The sequence below is a fragment of the Cupriavidus sp. MPR-AND1C genome (assembly GCF_058809705.1).
The window spans coordinates 39,500-64,067 of sequence record NZ_JBXASU010000037.1; the positions used below are offsets into that span (position 1 = coordinate 39,500).

The 24,568-nt window shown below is 65.0% G+C and carries 19 protein-coding genes and 1 pseudogene; 10 read left to right on the forward strand and 10 right to left on the reverse strand.

The genetic code is table 11. From position 1 onward, the window contains the following. From AC1RWI_RS20220 to tssH, 8 genes and pseudogenes are all read right to left on the reverse strand, one after another. Nucleotides 1-539 (reverse strand): annotated as a pseudogene (locus AC1RWI_RS20220) (hypothetical protein); the annotation flags it as partial. 210 nt (nucleotides 540-749) lie between these two features. After that, nucleotides 750-3,044: a T6SS effector phospholipase Tle3 domain-containing protein gene (locus AC1RWI_RS20225; protein ID WP_492868281.1), complete on the reverse strand. Its 2,295-nt coding sequence runs from the start codon at nucleotides 3,042-3,044 to the stop codon at nucleotides 750-752. A gap of 148 nt (nucleotides 3,045-3,192) precedes the next feature. Further along, nucleotides 3,193-5,862 carry a type VI secretion system Vgr family protein gene (locus tag AC1RWI_RS20230; protein ID WP_492868283.1) on the reverse strand — a complete coding sequence of 890 codons (2,670 nt, stop codon included), beginning with the start codon at nucleotides 5,860-5,862 and terminating at the stop codon, nucleotides 3,193-3,195. A 10-nt stretch (nucleotides 5,863-5,872) separates the two neighbouring features. Next, nucleotides 5,873-6,472 (reverse strand): T6SS effector amidase Tae4 family protein, encoded by a 600-nt coding sequence (locus tag AC1RWI_RS20235; RefSeq protein ID WP_492868285.1) that lies wholly within the window; start codon nucleotides 6,470-6,472, stop codon nucleotides 5,873-5,875. Nucleotides 6,473-6,547: 75 nt separating this feature from the next. Next, a complete protein-coding gene (locus AC1RWI_RS20240) occupies nucleotides 6,548-7,033 on the reverse strand; it encodes an Hcp family type VI secretion system effector (RefSeq protein ID WP_043344077.1) in 486 nt (161 codons plus the stop codon). A gap of 128 nt (nucleotides 7,034-7,161) precedes the next feature. Continuing rightward, on the reverse strand, nucleotides 7,162-8,655 hold the full coding sequence (gene tssC, locus AC1RWI_RS20245; protein WP_492868287.1) for a type VI secretion system contractile sheath large subunit: 1,494 nt from the start codon (nucleotides 8,653-8,655) through the stop codon (nucleotides 7,162-7,164). A gap of 49 nt (nucleotides 8,656-8,704) precedes the next feature. Beyond that, a complete protein-coding gene (gene tssB / locus AC1RWI_RS20250; protein ID WP_492868289.1) occupies nucleotides 8,705-9,238 on the reverse strand; it encodes a type VI secretion system contractile sheath small subunit in 534 nt (177 codons plus the stop codon). A gap of 63 nt (nucleotides 9,239-9,301) precedes the next feature. After that, nucleotides 9,302-12,022, reverse strand: coding sequence for a type VI secretion system ATPase TssH (tssH, locus tag AC1RWI_RS20255; RefSeq protein WP_492868291.1), 2,721 nt, complete (start codon nucleotides 12,020-12,022; stop codon nucleotides 9,302-9,304). Nucleotides 12,023-12,500: 478 nt separating this feature from the next. Between tssH and AC1RWI_RS20260 the strand changes: the two genes are divergently transcribed. From AC1RWI_RS20260 to AC1RWI_RS20280, 5 genes are read left to right on the forward strand one after another with little or no spacing between them, the layout of a single operon-like run. Next, nucleotides 12,501-13,190 carry a TagK domain-containing protein gene (locus AC1RWI_RS20260; RefSeq protein WP_492868293.1) on the forward strand — a complete coding sequence of 230 codons (690 nt, stop codon included), beginning with the start codon at nucleotides 12,501-12,503 and terminating at the stop codon, nucleotides 13,188-13,190. Next, nucleotides 13,183-13,713 (forward strand): type VI secretion system baseplate subunit TssE, encoded by a 531-nt coding sequence (gene tssE, locus AC1RWI_RS20265; protein WP_043344067.1) that lies wholly within the window; start codon nucleotides 13,183-13,185, stop codon nucleotides 13,711-13,713. Before AC1RWI_RS20260 ends, tssE begins: the two co-directional genes overlap by 8 nt. A gap of 4 nt (nucleotides 13,714-13,717) precedes the next feature. Beyond that, nucleotides 13,718-15,598, forward strand: coding sequence for a type VI secretion system baseplate subunit TssF (gene tssF / locus AC1RWI_RS20270; RefSeq protein WP_492868296.1), 1,881 nt, complete (start codon nucleotides 13,718-13,720; stop codon nucleotides 15,596-15,598). Nucleotides 15,599-15,600: 2 nt separating this feature from the next. Further along, nucleotides 15,601-16,641, forward strand: coding sequence for a type VI secretion system baseplate subunit TssG (tssG, locus tag AC1RWI_RS20275; protein ID WP_492868298.1), 1,041 nt, complete (start codon nucleotides 15,601-15,603; stop codon nucleotides 16,639-16,641). Nucleotides 16,642-16,643: 2 nt separating this feature from the next. After that, nucleotides 16,644-17,681 (forward strand): type VI secretion system protein TssA, encoded by a 1,038-nt coding sequence (locus tag AC1RWI_RS20280; protein ID WP_492868300.1) that lies wholly within the window; start codon nucleotides 16,644-16,646, stop codon nucleotides 17,679-17,681. A gap of 201 nt (nucleotides 17,682-17,882) precedes the next feature. Here the strand turns inward: AC1RWI_RS20280 and sodB are convergent, their stop codons facing one another. Together sodB and xseA are read right to left on the reverse strand one after the other, a co-directional pair. Next, nucleotides 17,883-18,464, reverse strand: coding sequence for a superoxide dismutase [Fe] (gene sodB, locus AC1RWI_RS20285; protein WP_006157940.1), 582 nt, complete (start codon nucleotides 18,462-18,464; stop codon nucleotides 17,883-17,885). Nucleotides 18,465-18,617: 153 nt separating this feature from the next. Then, entirely contained in the window at nucleotides 18,618-20,003 is a 1,386-nt protein-coding gene (xseA, locus tag AC1RWI_RS20290) for an exodeoxyribonuclease VII large subunit (RefSeq protein ID WP_492868302.1), read from the reverse strand. Between the two features lie 1,064 nt (nucleotides 20,004-21,067). Here xseA and AC1RWI_RS20295 point away from each other — a divergent pair. The 5 genes from AC1RWI_RS20295 to kdsB all read left to right on the forward strand — a co-directional run bounded on the left by AC1RWI_RS20295 (nucleotide 21,068) and on the right by kdsB (nucleotide 24,422). Further along, nucleotides 21,068-21,688, forward strand: a complete 621-nt coding sequence (locus AC1RWI_RS20295) for a MotA/TolQ/ExbB proton channel family protein (protein ID WP_043351300.1) — start codon at nucleotides 21,068-21,070, stop codon at nucleotides 21,686-21,688. A gap of 6 nt (nucleotides 21,689-21,694) precedes the next feature. Next, nucleotides 21,695-22,123 carry an ExbD/TolR family protein gene (locus AC1RWI_RS20300; RefSeq protein WP_043344052.1) on the forward strand — a complete coding sequence of 143 codons (429 nt, stop codon included), beginning with the start codon at nucleotides 21,695-21,697 and terminating at the stop codon, nucleotides 22,121-22,123. A gap of 198 nt (nucleotides 22,124-22,321) precedes the next feature. Then, the gene (lpxK, locus tag AC1RWI_RS20305) at nucleotides 22,322-23,431 is read left to right on the forward strand and encodes a tetraacyldisaccharide 4'-kinase (RefSeq protein ID WP_043344049.1); all 1,110 of its coding nucleotides are present in this window, start codon (nucleotides 22,322-22,324) and stop codon (nucleotides 23,429-23,431) included. Next, the gene (locus AC1RWI_RS20310) at nucleotides 23,412-23,600 is read left to right on the forward strand and encodes a Trm112 family protein (protein WP_043344047.1); all 189 of its coding nucleotides are present in this window, start codon (nucleotides 23,412-23,414) and stop codon (nucleotides 23,598-23,600) included. Before lpxK ends, AC1RWI_RS20310 begins: the two co-directional genes overlap by 20 nt. A 12-nt stretch (nucleotides 23,601-23,612) precedes the next feature. Next, a complete protein-coding gene (gene kdsB, locus AC1RWI_RS20315; RefSeq protein WP_043344044.1) occupies nucleotides 23,613-24,422 on the forward strand; it encodes a 3-deoxy-manno-octulosonate cytidylyltransferase in 810 nt (269 codons plus the stop codon). Nucleotides 24,423-24,568: the final 146 nt, after the last annotated feature.

Genomic DNA, 24,568 nt, shown 5'->3' on the forward strand with positions numbered 1-24,568 from the left:
GGTACTCCGCGCATTGGCTTGCCATCCAGGCCTATATGCATGGTGACCCAGTAGTCGCGCATGCGTTCCTCGGCGTGCGCCGCATCGTAGGCGATCACACTTGGCGCTGGCACGCCCGCGCGGCTCTGCATCCATAGCACCTCACGTTCGGTCGAATTCGGCGTTTCGCTGAGATAGGTTGGCGTGCCGATCCAGCGTTGCGCGACGCCCGCAAAGACGCGCGTGTCCATATAGTCCGGCCGGTCAGTGCCCTGGCGCACCGAATAAAAATAGTTTGGATCGCTCGCGTAGGTATCGAGCGTGCGAAGTGGGTTATCGAGCAAATCGCCCAAGCCATCCCTATAGCGAATCTGAAGATTCCGGATATCTTCAACGCGCCTGCCCGGGCTGATCCCGTTCATCAGCCAGCCCACGGCGTCCCCAAGCTTGAAGCGCGCGGCCTCCGTGTCGTTCGCATTGGGCTGCGCCAGCCCCTGCGCCCACAGCAGGTTCCATTGGGTCGGGTAGCCGCGACGCATCAGCGGGTTCAGCCATTGCACCCCCAGCACCAGCGCGGCTGGCGCTGAGGAGGGATCGGTATTGGCGGCAGCCGCTGACAGGCGCGGCCATGCCACGGGCTTACGGGAATAGTTAGACATGTGAGATCCGGACTGGCAGGCAGATAGCAATAGACAGAGGCACGTCACGACCCTGGCAGCAAGGCGCATTCGGAGACGGCGCGAATTGGGCAGCAGGCACATCATTGGCACCTAGGCGACGCGGGGGCCATTGCCGCCCGCGTCATTGTTGGCCTGCAGCGGCCAGGTGTTGCGTTCGCCGTTGATCCGCAATGTCTCAAGGCAATTTCCCGCCCCCTCTCCGACTAGCTGGCTGTTGTACTTGGGCAATTCCCTCAGGTTCGCGCCACCTATCGCTGCAGACGCGTAGTACTGATATTCATTGTCCTTGTCCTTGTCACTACCCACGTCACCCTCCCTGCGCATGCACCACCGCCAATCAGCCATACGCCGTAACTGATTCAGTTCCGCCGCGTTGAAGTAGCACACCCCCACATCCACGTCATAGGCCAGCACGTGTTCGCTATGCACCGGGTTGGTCAGGATGGTCGAGTGGTTGGTGGCCTGCTGGTCCACGCCCTTGGCCAGCAGGCCCATGCGGGTCTCTTGTGCATAGTCCCCAAGCCTGGTGTTCCGGATTTCGCCGCTCTGCTTGGCGTTGAGCTTCTTCACATCCTCCTCGCTGTAGGGCGAGTCCGACTGCAGGCTGCCGTCCTCGCCGTAGATATGCCGCCGCGCCTTCTGCCGGATGGCTGCGTTCTGCTCGTAGCGCATTGCGGCTTCGCTGGCGGCATCGCCGTGTCCGCTGGCACGCTGCCTGGCATAAGGGTCGTCGCTGCCCGCCGCACGGGCGGCATTCAAGGCGTCGGCGGCAGACTCCTTGTGGCGGTTGAATGGCCCTCTCACGCGCGGGTCGTCCGCGCCAGCGGCCGTCTTGAGCCCGCTCGGGGTTTCGCCTTCCCGTTTCTGTCCGTTCCCCCGCGCCAGGTAGAGCGCGCGGGGTTCGATGCCACCACCGGGTACCGCGGGCGCGTTGACCTCCACCGACCACTGCTTCTCCGGGTCTGCGTTGGCATACGCCACCTTGCCTCCCGCGGCAGTGATCCCCTTGAGCACAAGGTGCGTGAGTCCGCCAACCACAGTCACCGCGGCCTTGCCCAGTACGCTGCCACGCGGGTCGTCCCAGATCTCCTGGATCTGGATGCTCAGCCGGTCGGCCTGGGGCTCCCAGAACTGGTTTTGCTCCAGCCGGGCCCCGATCGTATGTTTCCAGTAGTCGTAGCCGAATCCGGAGCAGGCCCCCACCTTGAACGGCTCGCCGCCCGGCAGCATCGCCTGCGCCCAGACCCGCTGGTACAGCACGCCCTCGGCCTTGGTGGCCGCGACTTCATCCGGGCTCAGGCCCAGCCAGCCCATGCCCTGCACCGTCGACACCGAGATCACCCGGTCGTGCGGATTGCAGTAGAGAAAGACCCGCTTGCGCGTGCCGCGCGCACTCCGGTCCTTGTCCGCCTTGCATGCCGCGTCGCCGTTGCGCGGGGCGCCGTTCATGACCTCACGGTTGACTTCCTCGTCATCGGCATGCTTGCCCGGCCCGTTGCGCACCATGTCGAAGAAGGCCGCCAGGCTCTGGACCCGCGCTTCATGCTTGACCCGTCCGCGCATGGTCGTCAGGTCGTACTGGGAGAAATTGTCGATCCTGATTTTCTGCAAGCTGTAGGGCGCGTTCGCCAGCACGTAGGTATCCGCCACGCCCAGCCCCCCGAGATCCGGGTGATTGGCCCCGAAAAATGCCGAGCCGATGCCGATCATGTTGCCCTGGCTGTGGCAGACCACCGTGACCGGGCAGTCCTTGCCGTCGTACCGGGCACGGTGCAGCTCGCGCACGCGCGCTACCAGCTTGGCCAGCCGCCAGGCGGCAAAGGCCTGGTAGTGGCGAGGCGGACAGTCATAGATCAGCCGGTCGCTGGGGTTCATATCCTGCAGCGCCACCCCGAGAAACAGCCCGGTATCGACACCGCCGCCAAACATGTCGGGCAGTGCCGAGCAGCCGTTGGCGAACGGGCCGCCGCCCCAGGCGTCGGCCTCATCGAGCAGGATGTTTCCGCCCACCGTCGCCAGCTCCTCCTTGCTGGCCTTGTAGCCCCAGCGGAAGCGGATCACGGGACTGTAACCATCCATCCGCACAAAGCTGTTGGCACTCAGATCGTCGAGAATGAAGCCGTCGTCGGTCAGCTCCCCCTGATAGGTGGCCGGCTGCAATTGCCCGCTGCCCCTGACGCGAAACACCTGATCGGTGTTGCGTTGCAGGCGGGCGTTGAGGCCGGCGCACAGCCCGGCCTCGCTGTCGTCAAACCATTCGCCCATGGAGTTGACGCCATGCACGTAGATCACCACGCCGGGCAGGCGCGCGGGATAGTCCACGTCCTGCCGCGGGCTTCCCGGCAGGGTCAGCGATTCGGCACTGTAGTCGGCTTGATGGATCATGTGTGGCTCACGATGCAATGGAAATGGTCATGGCGGCGACGGACTGAAACTGGCGGTGCGTCATGGCAGGACTGAGCGTGGGAACTTCTCGCGGTCGAAATCGCGCAGCAGGCCTTCAGTGACTTCCTGATCCGCGCCAGCTGAGAATCTACGCACCTTCGGTCCCCTCGCCGTTCGCCCCTGCCTGCGGCCTTTGCGCGGCAACCGGTCCGCCATCGCCGGCCGGCCCTTTGCCGAAAGTGATCGAGAGCGCTTCCGCCGCGTCGGATGCATAGAGATCCGTTTCGCCTTTGGCATTGCTGACTCCCGTCACCACGCTGCCGTCTGCCTTCACGATCCGGTAGGGCATGTTCGGGACCGACTGGTTGTCGAGCGGGCGTATCAGTCGGAACAAGCGGCCCGTATCGGCGGCTTCAAATCGCGGCAAGGCACCATCGATGCTCTGTGCGGGCGGCACGTCGAAGTCTCCGGTGTTAAGGTGCACGCGCGTCGGCCCGAAGACATCGACGCAGCCATCGGCGATACGGATACCCGCGTTGCCGCTCATGAAGGTGATGCTGGCCTTGGCGTTGAGCAGAATCGCGCCATTGGTGGCCGTCATCGTGATGTCGTTCAACGCATTGGTCATGACGCTGCCGCCCTGCGCTTGCGTGTGGACATTGCCCTTGTGGGCAAGCGTGCGGATGTCACCGCCGTGCGCAAAGCTGCTGATCCCCTGACCGGCGTTGACGATGAACCGCTGTCCCGCCGTCAGGTGCTGGTTCAGCCTGGAGACGGTGTCGATATGCTTGCCGGCATAGGTAGTCAGCACCCTGGGTGTGGCGAACGCCATACCCGCCGGCGCATAGGCGCCGATCAGGGGCTGACCTCCCTCGCCTGGCGCGTCCTTATGATTGTTGGCGCCAGCGTGCCATTCCTTGACAGCCTGTGTGAGCCTGGCCTGCGGCTCGGTGTCGGCGGCCAGCCCTTCATGCGCATGGCCATAGTCGCCCAACGACTTGACCGCCTCCAGCGCCGCTTCCAGGCAACGGGTGAACTCGTCGCGCGACAGGTGCCCACCCACTGCGGCGACCTGTCCTTCCGCGGTAAGGAACAAGCCCTTCCCGCCGCGTACGGTGCCGTGGCCGTCGGTGCGCAGATCAAAGCCTTCGCCGCGCTTGCCCTTGCGCCCGGCATTGTCCGGCACCCCGGTCAGATAGCCCAGATTCAGCTGCGTGGCCTGGTGATCGGAGGACAGTTGCGCCTGTATCTGGTCCTTCGTATCGTCCATCAACAGGTGATTGTGGCGTCCGCCAAACAACTCCTTGCTACGAATTCCCGACAGCGCATGCTGCCCCGGCAGCGCCCACGGCGACATATTGTCCTGGTTCGGTGCCCGCCCGACGATCAGCGGGCAATCCGGATCGCCGTTGAGAAAGGCAACAATGACCTCCTGGCCGATACGCGGAATATGCATGGCGCCAAACTGGTCGCCGGACCAGCCGTTGACGACACGAATCCACGGTGAAGAGTTCTCGTCGTGCTTCCCGTAGCGGTCCCATTCAAACTGAATGTTCACGCTGCCGTGCTCATTGCACCAGATTTCCTGGTTCTTCGGCCCGGTCACGACCGCCCGCTGCAGGCCCGCGACGCGCGGCTTGGCGACCGTGCGCGGCGGACGGAAGACTTCGTCGGTGGGATGCCCCTCAAAAGCCACGCGGCAGGCAAAGCGCTGCCGGCTGCCGGACGCGCCGCCGACGTCCTCCAGGTCGAACGCCGTGCTGGTCACGAGGAACTCCCGGTTCAACGCGGGATTGCCGTGATTGCTCACCATGTAGGTGCAGCCCGGCGCCACGCCACGCAAGGCACCGACACCGCGCACGCGCCGGCCCCGGGCACGGCGCTCCTCCATGCGAATCCTCGCCCGCATGTCGCCTACCGCCGGCTCGACATAGTCGCCCGGGTACTCGTACCGCTCAAAGTCGGCGAAGCCGGTTTCGCGCGGCTGGCTGTTGCCGGTGGTGAGGTCCGCCCGCGGCTTGCGGAAGTCATAGTCATTCAGCGTGACCTTGCCCGTGCGCAAGCGGTTGACAGGATCGAGGCGCACCAGATGTTCCTGGTCCACCTTGAATCCATGCGGATAGATGGGCAGCGTGTGATAGGCCTCACTGGGGAAATTGCGAAACGCTCCGGTTTCGGAAGCCAGGATCAGCCGATGGTGCCCGCCGTCATGCTCAAAGAAGTACGTGATGCCATATTCTTCGGTCAGGCGCTGGATGAAATGGGCATCGGTTTCGCCGCTCTGCACTTCCCAGACCAGCTTGGGGTAGATCGATACGTCAAGACGCTTCTCCACCGAGAACGGATAGTCCGCCAGCACCTCATCCAGGATCTCGATGACGGTCTTCTTCTGGAAGGGCTTGAAATCCGAAGTCTGCGTGGCGAGCCACAACCAGGGCCGCAGCGTGAACCGGTACAGACGATTCTCCGCGGCGCCGCCAACCTGTTCGATCTCCGAGATGACACCCGTGATCTCCCGATGCCCGGCACCAATGCCGCCCAGCAGGCCCGTGCCCATGCCATCGAGCTCCATCGTCACCGTCATCTCGCGCCCGATCATTTCATCGGGGTCCGCCTCGGCGAGGAACTGCTCGGCCGCTGGCGAAACCGGCCGCAGATCCACCTTGTAGGTAAACAGTTCGCTCAACCCTTCATGGCCGGAGAGCCGCACGAATTCCAACTGCGGCTGCCCGAGCAGATCGGGGATGGCCGCACTGGAGACGCTGACTGTCCGGCGCCGTCTTGCATTGAGGTTCCCCACATCGTTTCGCGTGCTCATGAGTCATCTCTCAGGCCAGTGGCCAGAAGTAAAGCGTTGAGCGGAACCCGTAGCTGCTATCCGCATCGGCCATGCCGGCGTAGCCCATATCCTCGTAGCCGAGCTTGCTGTCACGCCACGTCATGCGACGCGTCGAAGCTTCCAGCACACGAACCAGGTCATGCGATCCGAACGCCGAGGCCAGCCAGGCGTTTCGCAGCAAGTCAATGTGCGCGCCGTCGTAGCCGGGCGTCTCGTCAAAGGCAATGATTCCCTGCTCAGCCCGCGTCATCAGATCCCGCAGGCTCGTGACATCAAGCCGACGAGGGGCGCCCAGGCAAGCCGGACCGCTAAGCTGCTCGGCCAGGCGTGCGTGGTTGGTCTCGATCTTCATGCCCTTGTAGCGACCGGCCAGAATCGGCTCGCCGCCGTCCACATGGATGCCGCACTCGATCAACGCAAGGCTCATCCGGATCGCGCAGGCGTTCTCATAAGCCGGATGGTCAACGCGGCTTTCCCAGCCAATCTGGCGGAACAAAGCCAGCCGGGACCGGCGCGGGGCGGCCTCGTCCCCGTGCTCGGGCTTCGGATAGGCATGCCAGAGGTCATCGAAGCGCAGTGAGAGAGCCATGTCCGTTGGTGGTCAGATCAGGTCAGCGATCCCGCCGGCTACGTCAGGCGTGGCCGGCGGGCACAGTCATGACAATCAGGCTTCCTTGTTGCCCTTGATGTCGTAGCCCGCGGTCACGGCGCCGCCGCTGCCGCCCTGGGCGTTCTGCACCACGTACTCCTGCTTGATCTTGGAGAACGACAGCGAGACCTTCTCGCGCATGCGCAACTCGTCATCCACCGAACCCTTCGGGCTCACCTTGGTAACGACCACGTCCGTCATGGTGAGCTTGAGGTATTCGAGCGGATTGCCGCCGGCCTTGCGCACGACCAGCACCGCCTCGTTGATGTGCTTGCCGGTCAGGCAGTACTTCATCAGATTGGGCGAAGCGCGATCGATGAAGTGGTCGAAGGACAGGTCCGACACGGTCGCCTTGCCGGCGCCGCCGCCGCTACCGGCATGCATGGTGGACTGCTGCTCGATGCTCCAGTCCCAGGCCAGCACCTCGATTTCGTTCTTGTGCGAGGTGTCCTGCGACTCGCCGTCGATGCCGTTGATCTTCAGGAAAATGTCCTGTGCCATTGCGAAACTCCTTCACGTTAAGACGGGTACTGCAGACAAGAGCCACAACAAGGCCCCCGCCCCAAAGGGATCAGGGGCGGGGGCGCCTGATGTGGGACTACCGGTACATTTCAGGCCTCGGACGGCTCTCAGGCAGCGTCCTTGACCGATGGCAGGCGCGCCACCAGCCGCAGCGACACCGTCAGGCCTTCGAGCTGGAAGTGCGGGCGCAGGAAGAACTTGGCGCTGTAGTAGCCAGGGTTGCCTTCCATGTCTTCGACGACCACTTCGGCGGCCGCGAGCGGACGGCGGGCCTTGGTCTCCTGCGAGGAGTTGGCCGGGTCGGCGTCGACGTAGTTCATGATCCATTCGTTGAGCCAGCGCTGCATGTCCTCGCGCTCCTTGAAGGCACCGATCTTGTCGCGCACGATGCACTTCAGGTAATGGGCGAAGCGCGAGCAGGCAAACAGGTACGGCAGGCGGGCCGACAGGTTGGCATTGGCGGTGGCGTCGGCGTCGTAATACTCGGCCGGCTTCTGCATCGACTGCGCGCCAATGAAGGCCGCATAGTCGGTGTTCTTGCGGTGGACCAGCGAGATAAAGCCGTTCTTCGACAACTCGGCTTCACGGCGATCGGAGATGGCGATTTCGGTCGGGCACTTCATGTCGAGGCCGCCGTCGTCGGTCGGGAAGGTGTGGCACGGCAGGTTCTCCACCACACCACCGCTCTCCACGCCGCGAATCAGCGTGCACCAGCCGTACAGCTTGAACGAGCGGTTGATGTTCACCGCCATGGCGTAGGCGGCGTTGCTCCACACATACTTGCGGTGGTCGGCGCCGTCGGTGTCTTCCTCGAAGTCGAATTCATCAACCGGGTTGGTCTTGATGCCGTATGGCAAGCGCGACAGGAAGCGCGGCATGGCCAGCCCCACGTAGCGTGCGTCTTCCGAGTTGCGCAGGCCGTTCCACGGCGCGTATTCCAGGTTCTGGAAGATCTTGGACAGGTCGCGCGGGTTGGCCAACTCCTGCCACGAGTCCATCTGCAGCACGGACGGCGATGCGCCGGCGATGAACGGCGCATGGGCGGCCGCCGAAATCTTGGCGAGCGAACCCAGCAGCTCCACGTCGGGCGGGGTGTGGTCGAAGTAGTAGTCGGCGACCAGGCAGCCGTAGGGTTCGCCGCCGAGCTGGCCGTATTCCTCTTCGTAGATGCGCTTGAAGAACGGGCTCTGGTCCCAGCCGATACCCTTGTACCGGCGCAGCGTGCGGCGTAGGTCCTCCTTGGACACATCCATCACGCGGATGCGCAGCTTGTCGTCGGTCTCGGTGTTCGAGACCAGATGATGCAGGCCGCGCCAGGCCGACTCCAGCTTCTGGAAGTCCTGGTGGTGCAGGATCAGGTTGATCTGCTCGGAGAGCTTCGTGTCGATGGCGCCGATGATGGCTTCGATGCTCTTGTACGCATCGTCGCTCATGGTGAACGAACTGGCGAGCGCCTGCTCGGCCAGGGTCTTGACGGCGAGATCGACGGCTTCGCGGGCCTGGTCCGTCTTGGGCGAAAACTCGCGGCCGATCAGTGCGGCGAAGTCCGAATGCTCTGCGTTCGCGAGGGCTTGCTGTTGTGTTTGTTGGGCGGAAGCCATGGAGTCCTTGCTCGATGAGGTTGTTCAGGTAGGCAAGAAGCCGTTCCGGTCAGGACTGAGGCGCCTGGGCGTCGCCATCCGTAGCCTGGGGCTTGGGCGCCTTGGCGAGCGACTGCAGCAGCGCGGGGTCCTGCAGCAGCTGATTGATCAGCGATTCGGCACCCGACTTGCCGTCCATGTACGTCTGCAGGTTCGCGAGTTGCGTTCGGGCTTCCAGCAATTGCCGCAGCGCATCGACCTTGCCGGCCACCGCCGCCGGCGAGAAGTCCTCGATGCTCTCGAACGTCATGTCGACCATCAACTGGCCGCTGCCACCCAGCGTATTGGGAACCGCGAACGCAACGCGAGGCTTCATCGCCTTCATGCGCTCGTCGAAGTTGTCGATATCGATCTCGAGGAACTTGCGGTCGGCGACCGGCGGCAGCGGCTCGGCGGGCTTGCCCGACAGATCGGCCAGGACGCCCATCACGAAGGGCAGCTCGATGCGCTTCTCCGAGCCATAGACCTCGACGTCGTACTCGATCTGCACACGCGGCGCACGATTGCGCGCGATGAATTTCTGCGAACTGTTCACAACAGACATAGGTCTCCTCAATGAGTGACAAGCGGGGTGACAAGCGGGGTTACAAGGACGTGCCGCACGGCGTCAGGCCGCTTCGGCTTCGGGATACGCCGGCCCAACAGCGTCGTGGCCGGCACGGTACTCGGTGTGATAGGTCAGTACGGGCGCATCTGGCGGTTCTTCCGCCAGCCGGATGTCGATCGCGGCCAGCTGGCGCTTCTCGGATATCGCCGACAGCCACAGGCGAGCCAGTTGCGGCTGGACGACCTGCTCGATAAAGCTGATCAAACGGCGAGCGCCGGTTTCGCCAGCCGGGCAGCGCGCCACGATGAACCCGACCACGGCGTCGCCATAGGTGAGCGCAATGCCGTGCTGGTCGTGCATGCGTGCCACGACGCGGCCCAGGTGCAAGCGCACGATGCGGCCGAGGTGTTCGGCGGCAAGCGGCAGGTAGGGCACGATCACCAGGCGGCCGAGGAACGCCGCCGGAAAGACTTTGCGCAGCTCCGGCATCAGCGCGTCGCGCAGCGCGGCGGGCTCCGGCATCCGCGCCGGGTCTTCGCAGAGATGCGCCAGCAGATCCGAGCCTGCGTTGCTGGTCAGCAGCAGGATGGTGTTCCTGAAGTCGATGTGGCGCCCTTCGCCGTCTTCCATGTAGCCCTTGTCGAACACCTGATAGAAGACTTCGTGGACGTCGGAATGCGCCTTCTCGACCTCGTCAAGCAGCACCACGCTGTAGGGCCTGCGGCGCACCGCTTCGGTCAGCACGCCCCCTTCGCCGTAGCCGACATAGCCCGGCGGCGCGCCCTTGAGGGTCGAAACAGTGTGCGGTTCCTGGAATTCGGAGAGGTTGATGGTGATGAGGTTCTGCTCGCCGCCATAGAGGGCATCGGCCAGCGCCAGGGCCGTCTCGGTCTTGCCGACGCCGGAGGGGCCTGCCAGCAGGAACACGCCGACCGGCTTGCAGGGATCGGTCAATTGCGCGCGGGCGGTCTGGACACGCTCGCCGAGCTGGGCCAGCGCGTGGTCCTGGCCGACGACGCGAGTGCCAAGGGTCTGCGGCAACCGCATGACCGTGGCCACCTCGTCCGCGACCATGCGCCCAACCGGGATGCCCGTCCAGTCGGCGACAATGGCTGCGACCACGGCTTCGTCCACTTCCGTGTACACAAGCGGCGCATCCCCTTGCGCCGCGCGAAGGTCGGCTTCGAGCTCGGCCAGAGACTGCTGAACCTGCGCCGTGATCGCCGGCTCGATCGCCGGGGGTTGGACCAGCGCCTGCCGGCGTGCAACCAGGTCGCTCGCCAGGCTTCGCTCGCGCTGCCAGCGCGCTTCGGCCTGCGCCAGGTCGGCATCGATCTGCTCGCGCCGGGCATGTACGACGGCTGTCCGCGCGACATCCGCTTTGCCGAAGCCGGCTTCCCTGGCGAGCAGCGCACGTTCGGCGTCGGCAGCGGCCAAGTGCTGGCGCAGGTGCTCGACTTGCGCCGGTGGGGCGTGCAGCGACAGCGCTACTCGGGCGCAAGCGGTGTCGAGCAGGCTGATGGCCTTGTCCGGCAACTGCCGAGACGGGATATACCGATGGGAGAGCTTGACGGCGGCACGTACCGCTTCGTCGCGGATGAACACCTGGTGGTGCGCCTCGAAGGTGGTGACCAGCCCCCGCACCATGGCGACAGCCTTGGCTTCTTCCGGCTCCATCACCTGCAGGACCTGGAACCGGCGCGTGAGCGCCGGATCTTTCTCGATGTGGCGCTTGTATTCGCTCCAGGTGGTAGCACCGATCGTGCGCAGCGCGCCTCGCGCCAGCGCCGGCTTGAGCAGATTGGCCGCGTCGCCGGTGCCGGCCTGGCCGCCGGCGCCGACCAGCGTGTGGACTTCATCCACAAATAGGATCACCGACTTCTCGGACCTGGCGGCTTCCTCCAGCACGCCTTTGAGCCGCGCCTCGAATTCACCTTTCATGCTGGCGCCGGCCAGCAGCGCCCCGACGTCGAGACTCAGGAGCCGGACATCCTTCAAGCTCGGCGGCACCGTGCCCGCGGCGATGGCCTGGGCGAGCCCCTCGATGACGGCGGTCTTGCCAACCCCAGCCTCTCCCGTCAGGAGCGGATTGTTCTGGCGGCGGCGCAGCAGGATGTCCGTCATGGTGCGGATCTCGTGCTCGCGGCCAATCACCGGATCCAGCCGGCCGGCGCCGGCCTCCTCGGTCAGGTCGCGGCAGTACTGGCCAAGGGCGGACTTGCCGGAACCGGTGGGCGCCATGGCGCCGCTGGCCTCGCCAGGCGTGGCCGGTGCGAGGCCACTACCGTCGTAGGCCGCTTCCCGGCTTTCGGGCGACTGCGCGACCAACGCGGAAACGACTTCGCCCAAGTCATCGGCACGTACCTTCGCGAACTGATTCGAGATGCTCAGCATCGTACGGCGCAATTCCGGCGTCTTGAGCAGTGCGCTCAGCAGGTACGCGCCGCGCACGTGGTCATCGGCGAAGGCAAGTGTCGCGTAGACCCACGCCCTCTCCACGGCGGACTCGATCTGGAACGAGAAGTCGCTGATCGACGTGGCGCCGGCTGGCAGCAACCCCAGCGCGCGCGTCAGGTCGGCGTCCAGGGCGGGCAGGTCGGCGCCGGCATGGCGCAGGATCCGCTGCAGGTCGCCATCAGGGGCCTGCAGCAACTGGTGCAGCCAATGCACAAGCTCCACGTACGGGTTGCCGCGGAGCTTGCAGAAGGCGGTCGCACTTTCGATCGCCTTGAACAGGGTGGGATTGAGTCGGCCGAACAGCGCCTGACGCGAAATGTCCATTTGATGCCTTGCTCTGTTTTTTGAATGATCGACTGCGCCATTCCCAATGGAGTTCTTGATTAACTCTTTTTTAGGATATGGCAAAACCATTCGAGGCGTAAACCCCCTTCCGCGATCATCGCAGAGTGACTTCCATGACCAGACAGGAAGCCTGATTGCCGTGGATTCTTGGCGGTCAAATAGCCAATACGCGCGCGGTTATCACGGAAAGACCACGCCAAGACCACGTCCAGCATGGAGGCGCGACAATTTACGACGATCACGAACCGAGACATGGAAAATTCGGAAATTTCCCAATACTGATTCCGAAAATTGCGGCGTTTTATAGGACAAGTCCTATAAAAATTAGGACGATGGATCATTCATTCAAAGCCACCGCGCAGACCGCGATAAATGACATCATTTTGCATTTTGTCTAGCCGTGATTTTCGATTATCATCGGATCCATTCCTGAACCAATCACTAGCGAGGCAAGGCCATGAGCGACTCGCAGACCCGCCCGGCACGGACCGGCGCCACCGACCCCGGATTCGACCGCGATAGCGCTACGCCCTGGCCTTGGGACACGCCCGGCGGGATGCACCCGGGCACTGCCGATCCGTTCTCGGTGCTGAGACCAGCCGCTGGCGAGCGCGCAGCGCAAGCTGCCGCCCCCGATCGGACTGACGTGATCGAGCAGCTCAAACGCCAGGCCGAGGCGGCGCTGCGCGATCCCGACTACGTGAGCACCCACGCGGAGGCCAGCACCGGGGCGGCATCGGCTGTATCGGCTGTACCGGCGCAGATCGCTCGGAACCCGCTGCAGATGCTCGCACGCGAGGCCGGTGATGCCCACAGCCTGATGGACATGCTTGCCACCGCCAGCCACGCCAACACCCTGATTGGCTCCCCGCAGACCCAGGATGACCACCCGTTCTTTGTGATCCCGCCTGCGCCGGACGTGCTCTGGCTCTTCGCAGGGGACATCGTGCCCACCAGGCGCCGTGACGTCGCCGCTCCCCTTACCCGCCGCGAACACCACCTCATCTCGATGGATAGCGCCTACCGCCCTGCACAGGCACAAACGCAAACGCAAACGCAAACGCAAACGCCGGAGCCTGATCCGGATGCGGGCGATGCGGCCATGCTCGATGTGGCGACCCTCACTCCGGTAACCGGGCATGGCTGACCACCGCCCACCGCGGGTACCGCGCCGCCCGAATACGCAACTGCTGCCGACGCTCTTTGACCGGCTGCGCGACGACGCGCCCCAACGGCAGACCGAAAGCGCGAGCGAATACACCGTCACGCGCGCCCAGATGCGCGAGATCATCCAGCGCGATCTCACCTATCTGCTCAATACCACCAGCCGCGAGGATGAAATCGATCGCGAACGCTATCCCGCTGCCGCGGCATCGACGATCAACTACGGGGTACCACCCGTCGCCGGCAGTTACCTGTCCGAGCGTAAGTGGAACGACATCGTCAACATCGTCAGGCGCGCCATCCTGGACTTCGAGCCGCGGCTCATTCCCGGCTCGCTGGACGTGAAGGCGCTTTTGAAGGAAGACGCGCCGCAGCGCTACAACACCCTGGTTTTCGAGATCAAGGGCCTGATCCATATGGACCCGTACCCGATGGCATTCACTGCCCAAAGCTCGCTCGACCTGGAAACCAGCCGGATGAGCGTCCAATCGATTCACACCAGCTGACGCCATGGATCCGCAACTGCTCGACTATTACAACCGCGAGCTCGTCTACATGCGCGAGCTGGCCGGGGAATTCGCCAATCAGCACCCGAAGGTGGCGAGGCGCCTGGGCATGCATGGCACCGAAGTGGCCGACCCCTATGTGGAACGCCTGATCGAGGCGTTCTGCTTTCTGTCGGCGCGCACCCAGATCAAGCTCGATGCGGAGTTTCCGCGCTTTACGCAGCGGCTGCTGGAGGTGGTCTACCCGAACTACGTTGCGCCGACGCCGTCGATTGCTGTCGCACAGTTCCGCCCCAGCCAGGTCGCGGGCGATTTTGCCCGTGGCGTGGAGGTGCCGCGCGGCGCGCGGGTCGATGCCGCACCGGCGCCGGGCGAGAAGACGGCCTGCCAGTTCAGGACCACGCAACCGCTAACGCTGTGGCCGCTCGAAATCACCGAAGCCCGGCTCACTGGCATTCCACCGGACATTCGCGGGCTGGAGCGCTATGTGCCCGCCCACCTGACGGTACAGGGAGCACTGCGCCTACGCCTGCGCTGCACGCGCGATGCCACCTTCGATCAATTGCCCGCCCTGGACCAGCTGCCGGTCTATTTGTGCGGGGACGACCACATCGCCTCGCACCTGTTCGAACTCTTGCACAGCGCCGGCGTCGCCACGCTGATTGGACAGCCCGGCGCCATGAGCGAACGCCCCTGCGCGGTGACAGAGGATGCCGTCAGCTATGTGGGCATGGGTCCGGGCGAAGGTGCGCTGCCGTTGCCGTGGAACAACTTCTTTGGGCACAACCTGTTGCATGAGTATTTCGCGTGCCCGCAACGCTTCTACTTCTTCGGTCTCAACAAGCTGGCGCAAGGGTTCGGCCAGATCCGCGGCAAGGAAGCCGAGATCGTCGTGCTGCTGTCAACGCCGCCCGGCAATCTGATCAGCCAGGTCGACCGGGACCAGTTCGCGCTCTTTTGCACACCGGTGGTCAATCTGTTCCCAAAACGCACCGATCGCATCGAGATCGCGCCCGGGCGCACCGACTTCCATTTGGTCGCCGACCGACAGCATCCGCTCGACTACGAAATCTACGCCGTCAAACAGCTCTCCGGGCAGAAGTCCGAGCACAGTGCCAGCATCGCCTTCCAGCCGCTCTTTGCCACGCTGAACAGTGACGAGGGCAATCACGGCCGTTACTTTTCCCTGCGGCGCGAGCGCCGGCTGATCTCGGAGCAGGCTCGCAAGTACGGCACCCGCACCGCATACGTCGGCACCGAGCTGTTCGTGTCGCTGGTGGACCAGCACGAAGCCCCTTACCCGGACACCTTGCGCTACCTGTCGGTGGAGTCACTGGTCACCAATCGCGACCTGCCCAATCTGGTGCCGCGCAATGGCCTGCACGACCTGACCCCGGCGGCATCCATCCCCGTGGACGGGATCGGGCTGATCCGCGCGCCGTCGGCACCTCGGCCACCTTACGCGGACGGCGAAATGGCCTGGCGCCTGATTCGGCTGTTGGGCTTCAACTACCTGTCGCTGACCGACCTGGAACATCGCTCAGGCGGCCAGGGGCTGCGTGACATGCTGCGGCTTTTCGTGGCGAGCGACGATCTGGCGCACCAGGCGCAGATCCAGAGCCTGATCGGCTCGAAGGTGGAGCCGGTCATGAGACGGTTGCCGGGCAACGGCCCGTTGATCTACGGCCGTGGTATCCGGTGCCAGCTTACCGTGGACGAACGCGGCTTCTCCGGCATCAGCCCCTACCTGTTCGGCGTGGTGCTGGAGCATTTCCTGGCGCGTCATGTGTCGGTCAACGTCTTCACGCAGACCGAACTGCACTCGATGCAACGCGGCCTGGTGCATCGTTGGCCCGTGCGCATGGGCGGCCGTAGCGCCGTGTAGCCATGTTCAAAGGACACGACGACAATGCGCCGCCAGCGCTAACGGCCACGGCGCCACCGGGAAGCTACGCCGGCCAGGCGCCGTGGAAGCTGAGCTTTCTGGGGCTCCTGCGGCATCTGTCCGCCCGGCACCCTGGCTTGCCCCCGATCGGGCGAGCCAGCCGCCCGCGCGACGAGCCATTCCGGGCTGGCCAGCAGGCCGCGCTCACCTTCGCGCCCCGCGAGATCGCGCAGGTGCAGCCGCTGCCTGGCCGGCTCAAGGTGCAATTGTTTGGCCTGGGTATGCTGGGGCCGAACGGGGCACTGCCGATCCACCTGACGGAAATCGTACGGGAGCGCAGTGAAACACACCGGGACAGCACCACCGCCGATTTCCTGGATCTGTTCCACCATCGCGCTTTCACGCAGTTCTACCGTGCCTGGGCAGGCTCGCAAGCCGCGGCGGGCCTCGATCGGCGCGACGACGAGGTGTTCTCCCGCTATATCGGTTGGCTGACGGGCAACGAAGCCGAAGAGATCGCGCACAGCCCCCTGCCCCCGCACGCGCGGCTCGCCGCCGGTGCGCATCAGGTGCGTGAAGCACGCAATCCCGATGGCATTGCAGCCACGCTCTCGCACTTCTTCGGGGTATCCGTCAGGCTGGAAGAATATGTGCTGCACTGGATCGCCATCGATCCGGCCGAGCACAGCCGCCTGGGGCATCCGGGCGCCCCAAGCGTCATGGGGCAAGGCGCCATGCTTGGCGAGATGGTACCGGACCGCCAGCACAAGTTCCGCCTGGTGATCGGTCCGCTCGGGCTGCAGCAGTACCTGCACTTTACGCCCAACGGCCGGGACCTTCCGACGCTCATTGAATGGGTGCGCGCCTTCGTAGGCCATGAATTCGTTTGGGAAGCCGAGCTGCAGGTGATCCCTGACTCGGCGCCACCTGCCATCCTGGGCTCACAGGAACGCCTGGGCTGGTCGACATGGCTGGGCGAACCGGATCGCAGCCGCGCCATCACCGGCATGGTGTTCGAGCCCGAACACTACGCGACACATTGACCATGAAAGCCAAAACCAGGCCCGTACCGGCGCCAAGACCTGAATTTCCCTTCCCGGAGCTGCTGGAACCGGTCTCTCCCGACAGGCCATGCGGCGATGACCTGGAGTACGACCCTGAATTCGTCGTGCTTCTGGCCAAGGCCGCTCCGAAGGCGGATGCACAGTACGGCGACTTCGTCAGTGAGCCGGAAGCCTGCAACTGGGCCGAGCTGGAGCGCGACTGCCGGCGCCTGCTCTTGCGAACGCGCGACATCCGCATTTTGGTGCTGCAGCTGCGGTGCCGTACCCGGCTAGCCCAGACGGCCGGGCTGAGAGACGGCCTCGAGGCGCTGGCGCAACTGCTGACGAAATGGCCGGATGCGATCCATCCGCAGTTGATGGTCGATGACGAAGCCGATCCTGCCATGCGCGCCAACGCACTGGCCGCGCTGGCCGACCCGGAAGGGCTGATGCGGGACGTGCGGGCGTTGACGATCACGGGCAATGCCGCGCTTCGGCTGCAGGTCCGGGACGTCGAGCGTTCGCTCGGTGTGCCACGGCCCGTGGACGCCCCGGCGCCGGAATCGGTGCGCCTGCAATTGCAGGATCTGCGCCAGCAGCACAGCCCCGCCCTCCTCGCATTGGACGAAGCCGCGGGATATGCCGCTGCCATCGACGGCTGGGCGAAAGCCAACCTCCAGCACGACCGCCCTGACCTGAGCCCGCTGCTCAAGCTGCTCGGCACGATGACGGGCAATGTCGCGGCCGCCGCCCCGCCGCTGCCCGATTTGAGCATCGCGGCCTCGACAGGCGACGGTGCCGCAGGTGGTCTTGGCCCTATGGCGGCCACCGGGCATGCAGCCGCCGACATGCCGCGGGACCGCGATGCCGCCTTGGCCGGCGTGCGCACCGCTCGTCAATGGTTCGAACTGCATGAACCCAGCAGCCCCGTAGCGCTACTGCTCAGGCAAGCCGAGCGGCTGACCGGCAAGCGCTTCGATGAAGTGTTCCAGGCAATCCCCGCCGAGCTGGTGGAGCGCTGGGCGCAGGACAATTCGTGATCTTCCAACCGTTCGGGGAGTGCATCGTCCCATGCATTTTTGAGTAAGCCCGGAGACACCAGAACGTATGCTTCGAGCGACTGCCGCTATCGCCGGCGTGGGTAGCGCCGCCATCGCCGGCGCGGGTCCCCCATCGAGACAAAAAAAAGCCCCTGAATCCAGGGGCTTTCTTCAACGTCTTGTGTAGCAGCAACCGCTGAATCAACCAGCGAAGTTCTTGCTGGCGAAGTCCCAGTTCACGACGTTCCAGAATGCCTCGACATACTTCGGGCGGGCATTGCGGTAGTCGATGTAGTAAGCGTGTTCCCACACGTCGCAGGTCAGCAGCGGCTTGGCGTCGGTGGTCAGCGGGGTAGCGGCGTTGGAGGTCGAGACCAGGTCCAGCGAACCGTCGGCCTTCTTCACCAGCCAGGCCCAGCCCGAACCGAAGGTGCCGACCGCGGTCTTGGTGAATTCTTCCTTGAACTTGTCGAAGGAGCCGAACTTGGCGTTGATGGCATCAGCCAGTGCGCCGGTCGGTTGGCCGCCGCCGTTGGGCTTGAGCGAGTCCCAGTAGAAGGTGTGGTTCCACACCTGCGCGGCGTTGTTGAAGATGCCGCCGGAGGACTTCTTGACGATCTCTTCGAGCGTCGAGTTTTCGAACTCGGTGCCCTTGATCAGGTTGTTCAGGTTGGTGACGTAGGTCTGGTGGTGCTTGTCGTGGTGGAACTCCAGGGTCTCCTTGGAGATGTGCGGAGCGAGCGCATCATGAGCGTAAGGCAGCGGGGGGAGAGTATGTTCCATTGTTCTGTCTCTTTCTGTGGGGTTGAAGATCAGGAATTGTCGATTGTAGGGGACTTGCCATACCCGCGCAAACGCGGCAAACAAAGCCCCTTTGATCATATTAGTTTGATCGATATGCAAGCGCTGTCGGCGGCCCGCCGACGCGCGCCGGGCTTAGCGTTCCACCAGCCGGGGCTGAACGCTGGCGAGGCTGGCATCGGCCACGCCTTCGGCCAGGTGGACTTCGATCACGGTGCCCGCGCGCAGCTCCGACGGCGAGCGCAAGGCGCGTCCGCGCTGGTCCAGCAGCACAGCATAGCCGCGCTCCAGGGTGCGCTGCGGCGCCAGCAGCTCGAGCGTGCCGGCGGCACGCTGCCAGCGCTGGCCGGCGCGCTCAACCTGGCGCTGCGTGGCATCGCGCAGGCGCAGCGCGGTGCGGCGCAACTCGGCCTGGGCCTGAGTCAGGTCAGGCCGCCCAGCCGCCCAGCGCATGGCCAGCATCTGCTGGCGGTGTCGCTGGGCGGCCACGGTATCGCGCAGCGCGGAGCGCAGGTGACGCATGAGGTTGTCGACCTGCAGGCGGCGCTCCTGCAGCTGCGCTTGCGGGCTGCGCAGGCGGCGGGCCAGCCAGTCAAGGTTCTGGGCGCGCCGGTCGAGCTGGCGCTGCATGCACTGGGCCAGCGCATCGCGCGCGCGGCTGGCTTGCAGCAGCATATGGCCGCGATCCGGGCTGACCAGCTCGGCGGCGCCGGTGGGCGTGGGCGCGCGCACGTCAGCAACGAAGTCGGCGATGGTGAAATCGGTCTCGTGGCCCACGCCGGAGACCACCGGCACGGCGCAGCGCGCAATGGCCTGCGCCACGCTCTCCTCATTGAACGACCACAGGTCCTCGATGCTGCCGCCGCCCCGGCACAGGATCAACACATCGCATTCGTTGCGCTCGCTGGCGGTGTCGATCATGGCGGCGATCTTCGCCGCGGCGCCGGCGCCCTGTACCGGCACCGGGTAAACCACGACGGGCACATGCGGGGCGCGCCGGCGCAGCGTGCTGATCACGTCGCGCAGGGCCGCTGCCTGCAGCGAGGTGATCACGCCAATGGTGCTGGCGTGGACCGGCAGCGGCCGCTTGCGCTCGGGCGCGAACAGCCCGGCCTGCGAGAGCTTTTCCTTCAGGCGCAGGAATGCCTCGTACAGATTGCCAAGGCCGGCGCGGCGCATGCCCTCCACGCCGAGCTGCAACTCGCCGCGCGCCTCATACATGGATACAAGCGCCCGCACCTCGACCGCCTCGCCCTCGCGCGGCGTGAAGTCGACATGCTGGTTGCGCCCGCGGAACATCACGCAGCGGATCTGCGCGCGCGCGTCCTTGAGCGAGAAATACCAGTGGCCGCTAGCGGCGCGTGTGAAATTTGAGATTTCGCCCCGGACCCAGGTCAGCGGGAAACTACGTTCCAGTACCTGGGCGATCGCGTGGTTCAGCTCTCCGACGGGAATCGCCTCACGCGCCCCGGGAGGGGCCATAGGCTGGGTTTCACGCGAAAAATTCAGCGGTTCTGACATGGCGCACGGCCGGGCAAGCGGCGTGGAATTGACATGTCCACAGCATAACTGGTCTGTCAAGTCTCTTGGGGTGGGGGAGGCAATAACCCCGCAAAGCCGCATGACTTGACACAAGCCTTTGATTCTTATGCGCTTTCGGCTGTCTTATTTTTTAGGCAATGTAAGCAAACCCCTTATGCGTCAAACACTTACCGGCCGCCCCCCCCGGCTTGTTCACAAAGTTATCCACAGGAACTCTGGACAACCTTGGGTAGAACGCATTTTCTGTGGAAAACTATTTCCTGCCCGCCGGAGTGCCCATCCGGCGGCCAAAAGAGACCCCAAGGCCTCCTTGCCGCGACATGGCATGGCCATGTCCTGAGCACGAGCGCGGAGACTGGAAAACACCGTGCAAACGGCCGTTGCCCGTTTTTTAATCAGCATCCATGAAGCGCTTTTTAATCAATGACTTAAGTGGCTTCTCAGATAGTTTTCCACAACCCGTCCACAAGACTGTCCCGGCGGAATGTGGAAAGGGGGAGACATGGCGGGTTTTTTTCCTTCACGGGACGTCGGAGGCCCCCGCGAAGCCCATCTGGCGTGCCCTGCACATTATTTAGGCACCACGTATACCTGCCTTTCCAATCAATGACTTAGCTTTCTTTTCCGGCGTCTGTCCACAAACGGTCCACAGCACTGTCCTGTTTTAATGTGGATAGACCGGACTCCGGTTTTGAGCGGTTCGCGCCCGCCTAGAGGATGTCCTCGTCACTCACCGCTTGCCCATTTTTTAAGCGACATACAATTTTTCCTTATCAATCAGTGAGTTGACCGTCTTGTCAGCCCTCTGTCCACAATTCATCCACAGCACTGTCCCTGTTCCATGTGGACATCCCGCCAGTCGCCCCCTCCAGCGCCGCGTACGCACGATGCGCGGCAGACACACCGCGATGCTGCGTCTTGCCCCGCCCCGTGCTGCGGGTTAGAGTGGCGCCTGATTTTTTCGAACATTTTCGAACATGGCCAGCGCGCGCACGGCCGCGGCGCCTGGCATGAGCACACAAGCCGTTGACTCGGGGTTCCACGTGTTTTCCATCATTCAAGCTGCCGGCTGGCCGATCTGGCCCTTGTTGCTCGCCTCGGTCATCGCCCTGGCGCTGATCGTCGAGCGTTTCCTCAGCCTGAAGCGCAGCAAGGTGCTGCCGCCCAAGCTGTACGACGAAGCCCTGTCGGTAGCGCACCAGCGCCGCGCCACGCCGGAGGTGGTCAACACGCTGGAGCAGGACTCCCCGCTGGGCCGCGTGCTGGCCGCTGGCCTGCGCCATGTGGTGCTGCAGCCCCATACGTCCCGCGATGCCGCCAAGGAAGTGGTCGAGGAAGCCGGGCGCGCCGTGGCGCACGAGCTGGAGCGCTACCTGAACGCACTCGGCACGATCGCCTCGGTGGCGCCGCTGATGGGCCTGCTGGGCACCGTGATCGGCATGATCGAGATCTTCGGCAGCCAGGGCGGCGCCGGCGCCAGCCCGGAGCAGCTTGCACATGGCATCTCGGTGGCGCTCTATAACACCGCCTTCGGCCTGATCATCGCGATTCCGGCACTGATCTTCTGGCGCTACTTCCGCCGGCGCGTGGACGACTACGTGGCCGAGCTGGAATTTCGCGCCACCGCCTTCCTGGACGCCATCCTGCCGCAGCGCCGCGCCTGATACGCCATGCACTTCCGATCCCGCCAGCGGCGTGAAGAACCGGAGATCAACCTCATCCCGTTGATCGACGTCCTGCTCGTGATCCTGATCTTCCTGATGATCACGACCACGTACTCGCGCTATACCGAGCTGCAGATCCAGCTGCCGACCGCCGACGCCGAAAAGGCGCAGCAGCGCCCCGGCGAGATCGTGGTATCCGTATCCGCCAAGGGTGTCTATTCGATCAACAAGCAGGTCATGGACCAGCAGGACGTGACCAGCCTGGCCCAGCGCCTGCGCGAGGTAGCCGGCCCGGCCGATGGCCAGCCGCCCGTGCTGATCGTCAATGCGGATGCGCAGGCCACGCATCAGTCGGTGATCAACGTCATGGAAGCGGCCCGCCTGGCCGGGCTGCCCCGCCTGACCTTCGCCACGCAAAGCTCGCAGGCGCGCTGAGCGGCCCGGCGCGAGGATGCACGCACCTTGCGGCGGGCGCCGCAAGGTGCCCATAATGGCTGGGTAGCTCGCTTGCGCCCCCCGCCATGAGGCGATGTGGCGATGACGCCATCACGCCGGCGCGCCATGCTACCTTCCCCGGCCCCACCCCTGCTCCTTTCAACGCAGCATTACCGCCCAGCCCTGCCTACCACGCCCATGCCCGCTCCCCGCAACGCCCTTGCCGACTTCGTGACCGCCCAGTGGCAACGCCGCGGCTGGTTCGCCTGGCTGATGCTGCCGCTGTCGTGGGTGTTTGGCCTGGTCAGCGCCTGGCGGCGCCTGGCATACCGGCGCGGCTGGTACAGCTCGACACGCCTGCCGATGCCGGTGGTGGTGGTCGGCAACGTGACCGTGGGCGGCACCGGCAAGACCCCCGCAGTGATCGCGCTGGCCCATGCGCTGGCCGAGTCCGGCCTGCGCCCGGGCGTGGTCTCGCGTGGCTACGGTGTCAAGCTCAAGCATCCGCGCCGGGTCAAGCCCACCTCGCAGGCCAAGGACGTGGGTGACGAGCCGCTCCTGATCGCGCGCGCCACCGACGTGCCGGTCTGGGTCTTCCCCGACCGGGCGCTGTGCGCGCAGACCATGCTGGTCTCGCATCCCGGCATCAACGTGTTGCTGCTCGACGATGGCCTGCAGCACTACAAGCTGCAACGCGACTTCGAGATCGTGATGTTCGATTCGCGCATGGGCGGCAACGGCTTGCTGCTGCCGGCCGGCCCGCTGCGCGAATCGCTCTCGCGGCATCGCGACGCCACACTGATCAACGACCCGGACTTCCGCCCCAGCCCGGGCCAGCCGGATGTCTATGGCATGCGCCTGGTGCTGGACGATGCCTGGCAACTGGCCGACCCAGCCATGGCCAAGCCGCTGTCGGCATTTGCCGGGCAGCGCGTGCTGGCCGCCGCCGGCATCGGCAACCCCGAGCGCTTCTTCGCCAGCCTGCGCGCCGCCGGCCTCGCGCCGGACACCATGCCGCTGCCAGACCACTACGACTTCGCCGAAGACCCGTTCGCCGGCGATCCTGTCGCGCAGGCGGCCGATGCGATCCTGATCACCGAGAAGGATGCCGTAAAATGCGAGCGCCTCAGTGACCCGCTGGACCCGCGGATCTGGGTCGTCCCCACCACGCCCGTGATCGACGCGGGCCTGATCGAAAAAATTCGCCGCGCCGTCGCCGCGCATGCCCAGGCCGCTCCCGCAGCGCCGGGCGCCGCGACCGCCGCCGGCCACACCAAGGAAACCCGAGATGGACAACCGGCTGCTTGAAATCCTGGTCTGCCCGCTGTGCAAGAGCAAGCTGGAACATGACCGTGCCGCCCAGGAACTGATCTGCCAGGTCGACAAACTGGCCTATCCGATCCGCGACGGCATTCCCATCATGCTGGCCGATGAAGCACGCCAGACCGTGCCGGGCCGGCTGGTCTCGCCGGAATAAGCGGCTCGCACCATGTCGCTGCCCGCTTTTACCGTCGTCATTCCGGCGCGCCTGGCCTCCACCCGGCTGCCCAACAAGCCGCTGGCCGATATCGGCGGCAAGCCCATGATCGTGCGCGTGGCCGAGCGCGCCCATGCCTCGTCGGCGCAGCGCACGGTGGTCGCCACCGACGCGCCCGAAGTGGCGGCAGCCTGCGCGGCGCATGGCATCGAAGCCGTGATCACGCGTGCCGATCACCCCTCGGGCACCGACCGCCTGGCCGAAGTGGCGACATTGCTAGGCCTGCCGGACGACGCCATCGTGGTCAATGTGCAGGGCGACGAGCCGCTGATCGAGCCCAGCCTGATCGACGAGGTGGCGCTGCACCTGGCGCACCATGCCGATTGCGCCATCGCCACCGCCGCGCATCCGATCAGCGAAGTTGCCGAGGTGTTCAACCCCAATGTGGTGAAAGTGGTGTGCGATGCCGCCGGCCGCGCGCTGTATTTCTCCCGCGCGCCGATCCCCTGGGCCCGCGACGCCTGGGCGGGCGTTCCGGCCGCGGCAGCGGCCACCGCCCAGGTGGCCTTGCCGGCCATGCCGGTATTGCGCCACATTGGCCTGTATGCTTACCGCGCCGGATTCCTGCGGCGCTTTCCCACGCTGGCGCTGTCGCCGGTGGAGCAGACGGAGGCCCTGGAGCAGCTGCGCGCGATGTGGCATGGCGAGCGCATCGGCGTGCTGGAAACGGCGGCTGTGCCCGCGCCGGGCGTCGACACGCAGGCCGACCTGGACCGCGTGCGTGCGCTGTGGGCGCAGGCCATGGCGCAGGAAGGCCCCTGAGCGCACTTGGCGACGGCCACCGGCCGCGGCGGTCATCACATGACTTACGACATAAGTCATGACAGATGTCACCGCAGCGGCAAGCCGATTTCGCGCCGCCTCATGGCATAATGCTTGACGATACAGAGCCGTGGGGGGGGGGGGGG

What these genes read in the sequence shown, in the direction of transcription:
- AC1RWI_RS20225 (WP_492868281.1), bottom strand. Translation starts at nt 3,044, where the DNA reads ATGATCCATCAAGCCGACTACAGTGCCGAATCGCTGACCCTGCCGGGA.
- AC1RWI_RS20230 (WP_492868283.1), bottom strand. Translation starts at nt 5,862, where the DNA reads ATGAGCACGCGAAACGATGTGGGGAACCTCAATGCAAGACGGCGCCGG.
- AC1RWI_RS20235 (WP_492868285.1), bottom strand. Translation starts at nt 6,472, where the DNA reads ATGGCTCTCTCACTGCGCTTCGATGACCTCTGGCATGCCTATCCGAAG.
- AC1RWI_RS20240 (WP_043344077.1), bottom strand. Translation starts at nt 7,033, where the DNA reads ATGGCACAGGACATTTTCCTGAAGATCAACGGCATCGACGGCGAGTCG.
- tssC (WP_492868287.1), bottom strand. Translation starts at nt 8,655, where the DNA reads ATGGCTTCCGCCCAACAAACACAACAGCAAGCCCTCGCGAACGCAGAG.
- tssB (WP_492868289.1), bottom strand. Translation starts at nt 9,238, where the DNA reads ATGTCTGTTGTGAACAGTTCGCAGAAATTCATCGCGCGCAATCGTGCG.
- tssH (WP_492868291.1), bottom strand. Translation starts at nt 12,022, where the DNA reads ATGGACATTTCGCGTCAGGCGCTGTTCGGCCGACTCAATCCCACCCTG.
- AC1RWI_RS20260 (WP_492868293.1), top strand. Translation starts at nt 12,501, where the DNA reads ATGAGCGACTCGCAGACCCGCCCGGCACGGACCGGCGCCACCGACCCC.
- tssE (WP_043344067.1), top strand. Translation starts at nt 13,183, where the DNA reads ATGGCTGACCACCGCCCACCGCGGGTACCGCGCCGCCCGAATACGCAA.
- tssF (WP_492868296.1), top strand. Translation starts at nt 13,718, where the DNA reads ATGGATCCGCAACTGCTCGACTATTACAACCGCGAGCTCGTCTACATG.
- tssG (WP_492868298.1), top strand. Translation starts at nt 15,601, where the DNA reads ATGTTCAAAGGACACGACGACAATGCGCCGCCAGCGCTAACGGCCACG.
- AC1RWI_RS20280 (WP_492868300.1), top strand. Translation starts at nt 16,644, where the DNA reads ATGAAAGCCAAAACCAGGCCCGTACCGGCGCCAAGACCTGAATTTCCC.
- sodB (WP_006157940.1), bottom strand. Translation starts at nt 18,464, where the DNA reads ATGGAACATACTCTCCCCCCGCTGCCTTACGCTCATGATGCGCTCGCT.
- xseA (WP_492868302.1), bottom strand. Translation starts at nt 20,003, where the DNA reads ATGTCAGAACCGCTGAATTTTTCGCGTGAAACCCAGCCTATGGCCCCT.
- AC1RWI_RS20300 (WP_043344052.1), top strand. Translation starts at nt 21,695, where the DNA reads ATGCACTTCCGATCCCGCCAGCGGCGTGAAGAACCGGAGATCAACCTC.
- lpxK (WP_043344049.1), top strand. Translation starts at nt 22,322, where the DNA reads ATGCCCGCTCCCCGCAACGCCCTTGCCGACTTCGTGACCGCCCAGTGG.
- AC1RWI_RS20310 (WP_043344047.1), top strand. Translation starts at nt 23,412, where the DNA reads ATGGACAACCGGCTGCTTGAAATCCTGGTCTGCCCGCTGTGCAAGAGC.
- kdsB (WP_043344044.1), top strand. Translation starts at nt 23,613, where the DNA reads ATGTCGCTGCCCGCTTTTACCGTCGTCATTCCGGCGCGCCTGGCCTCC.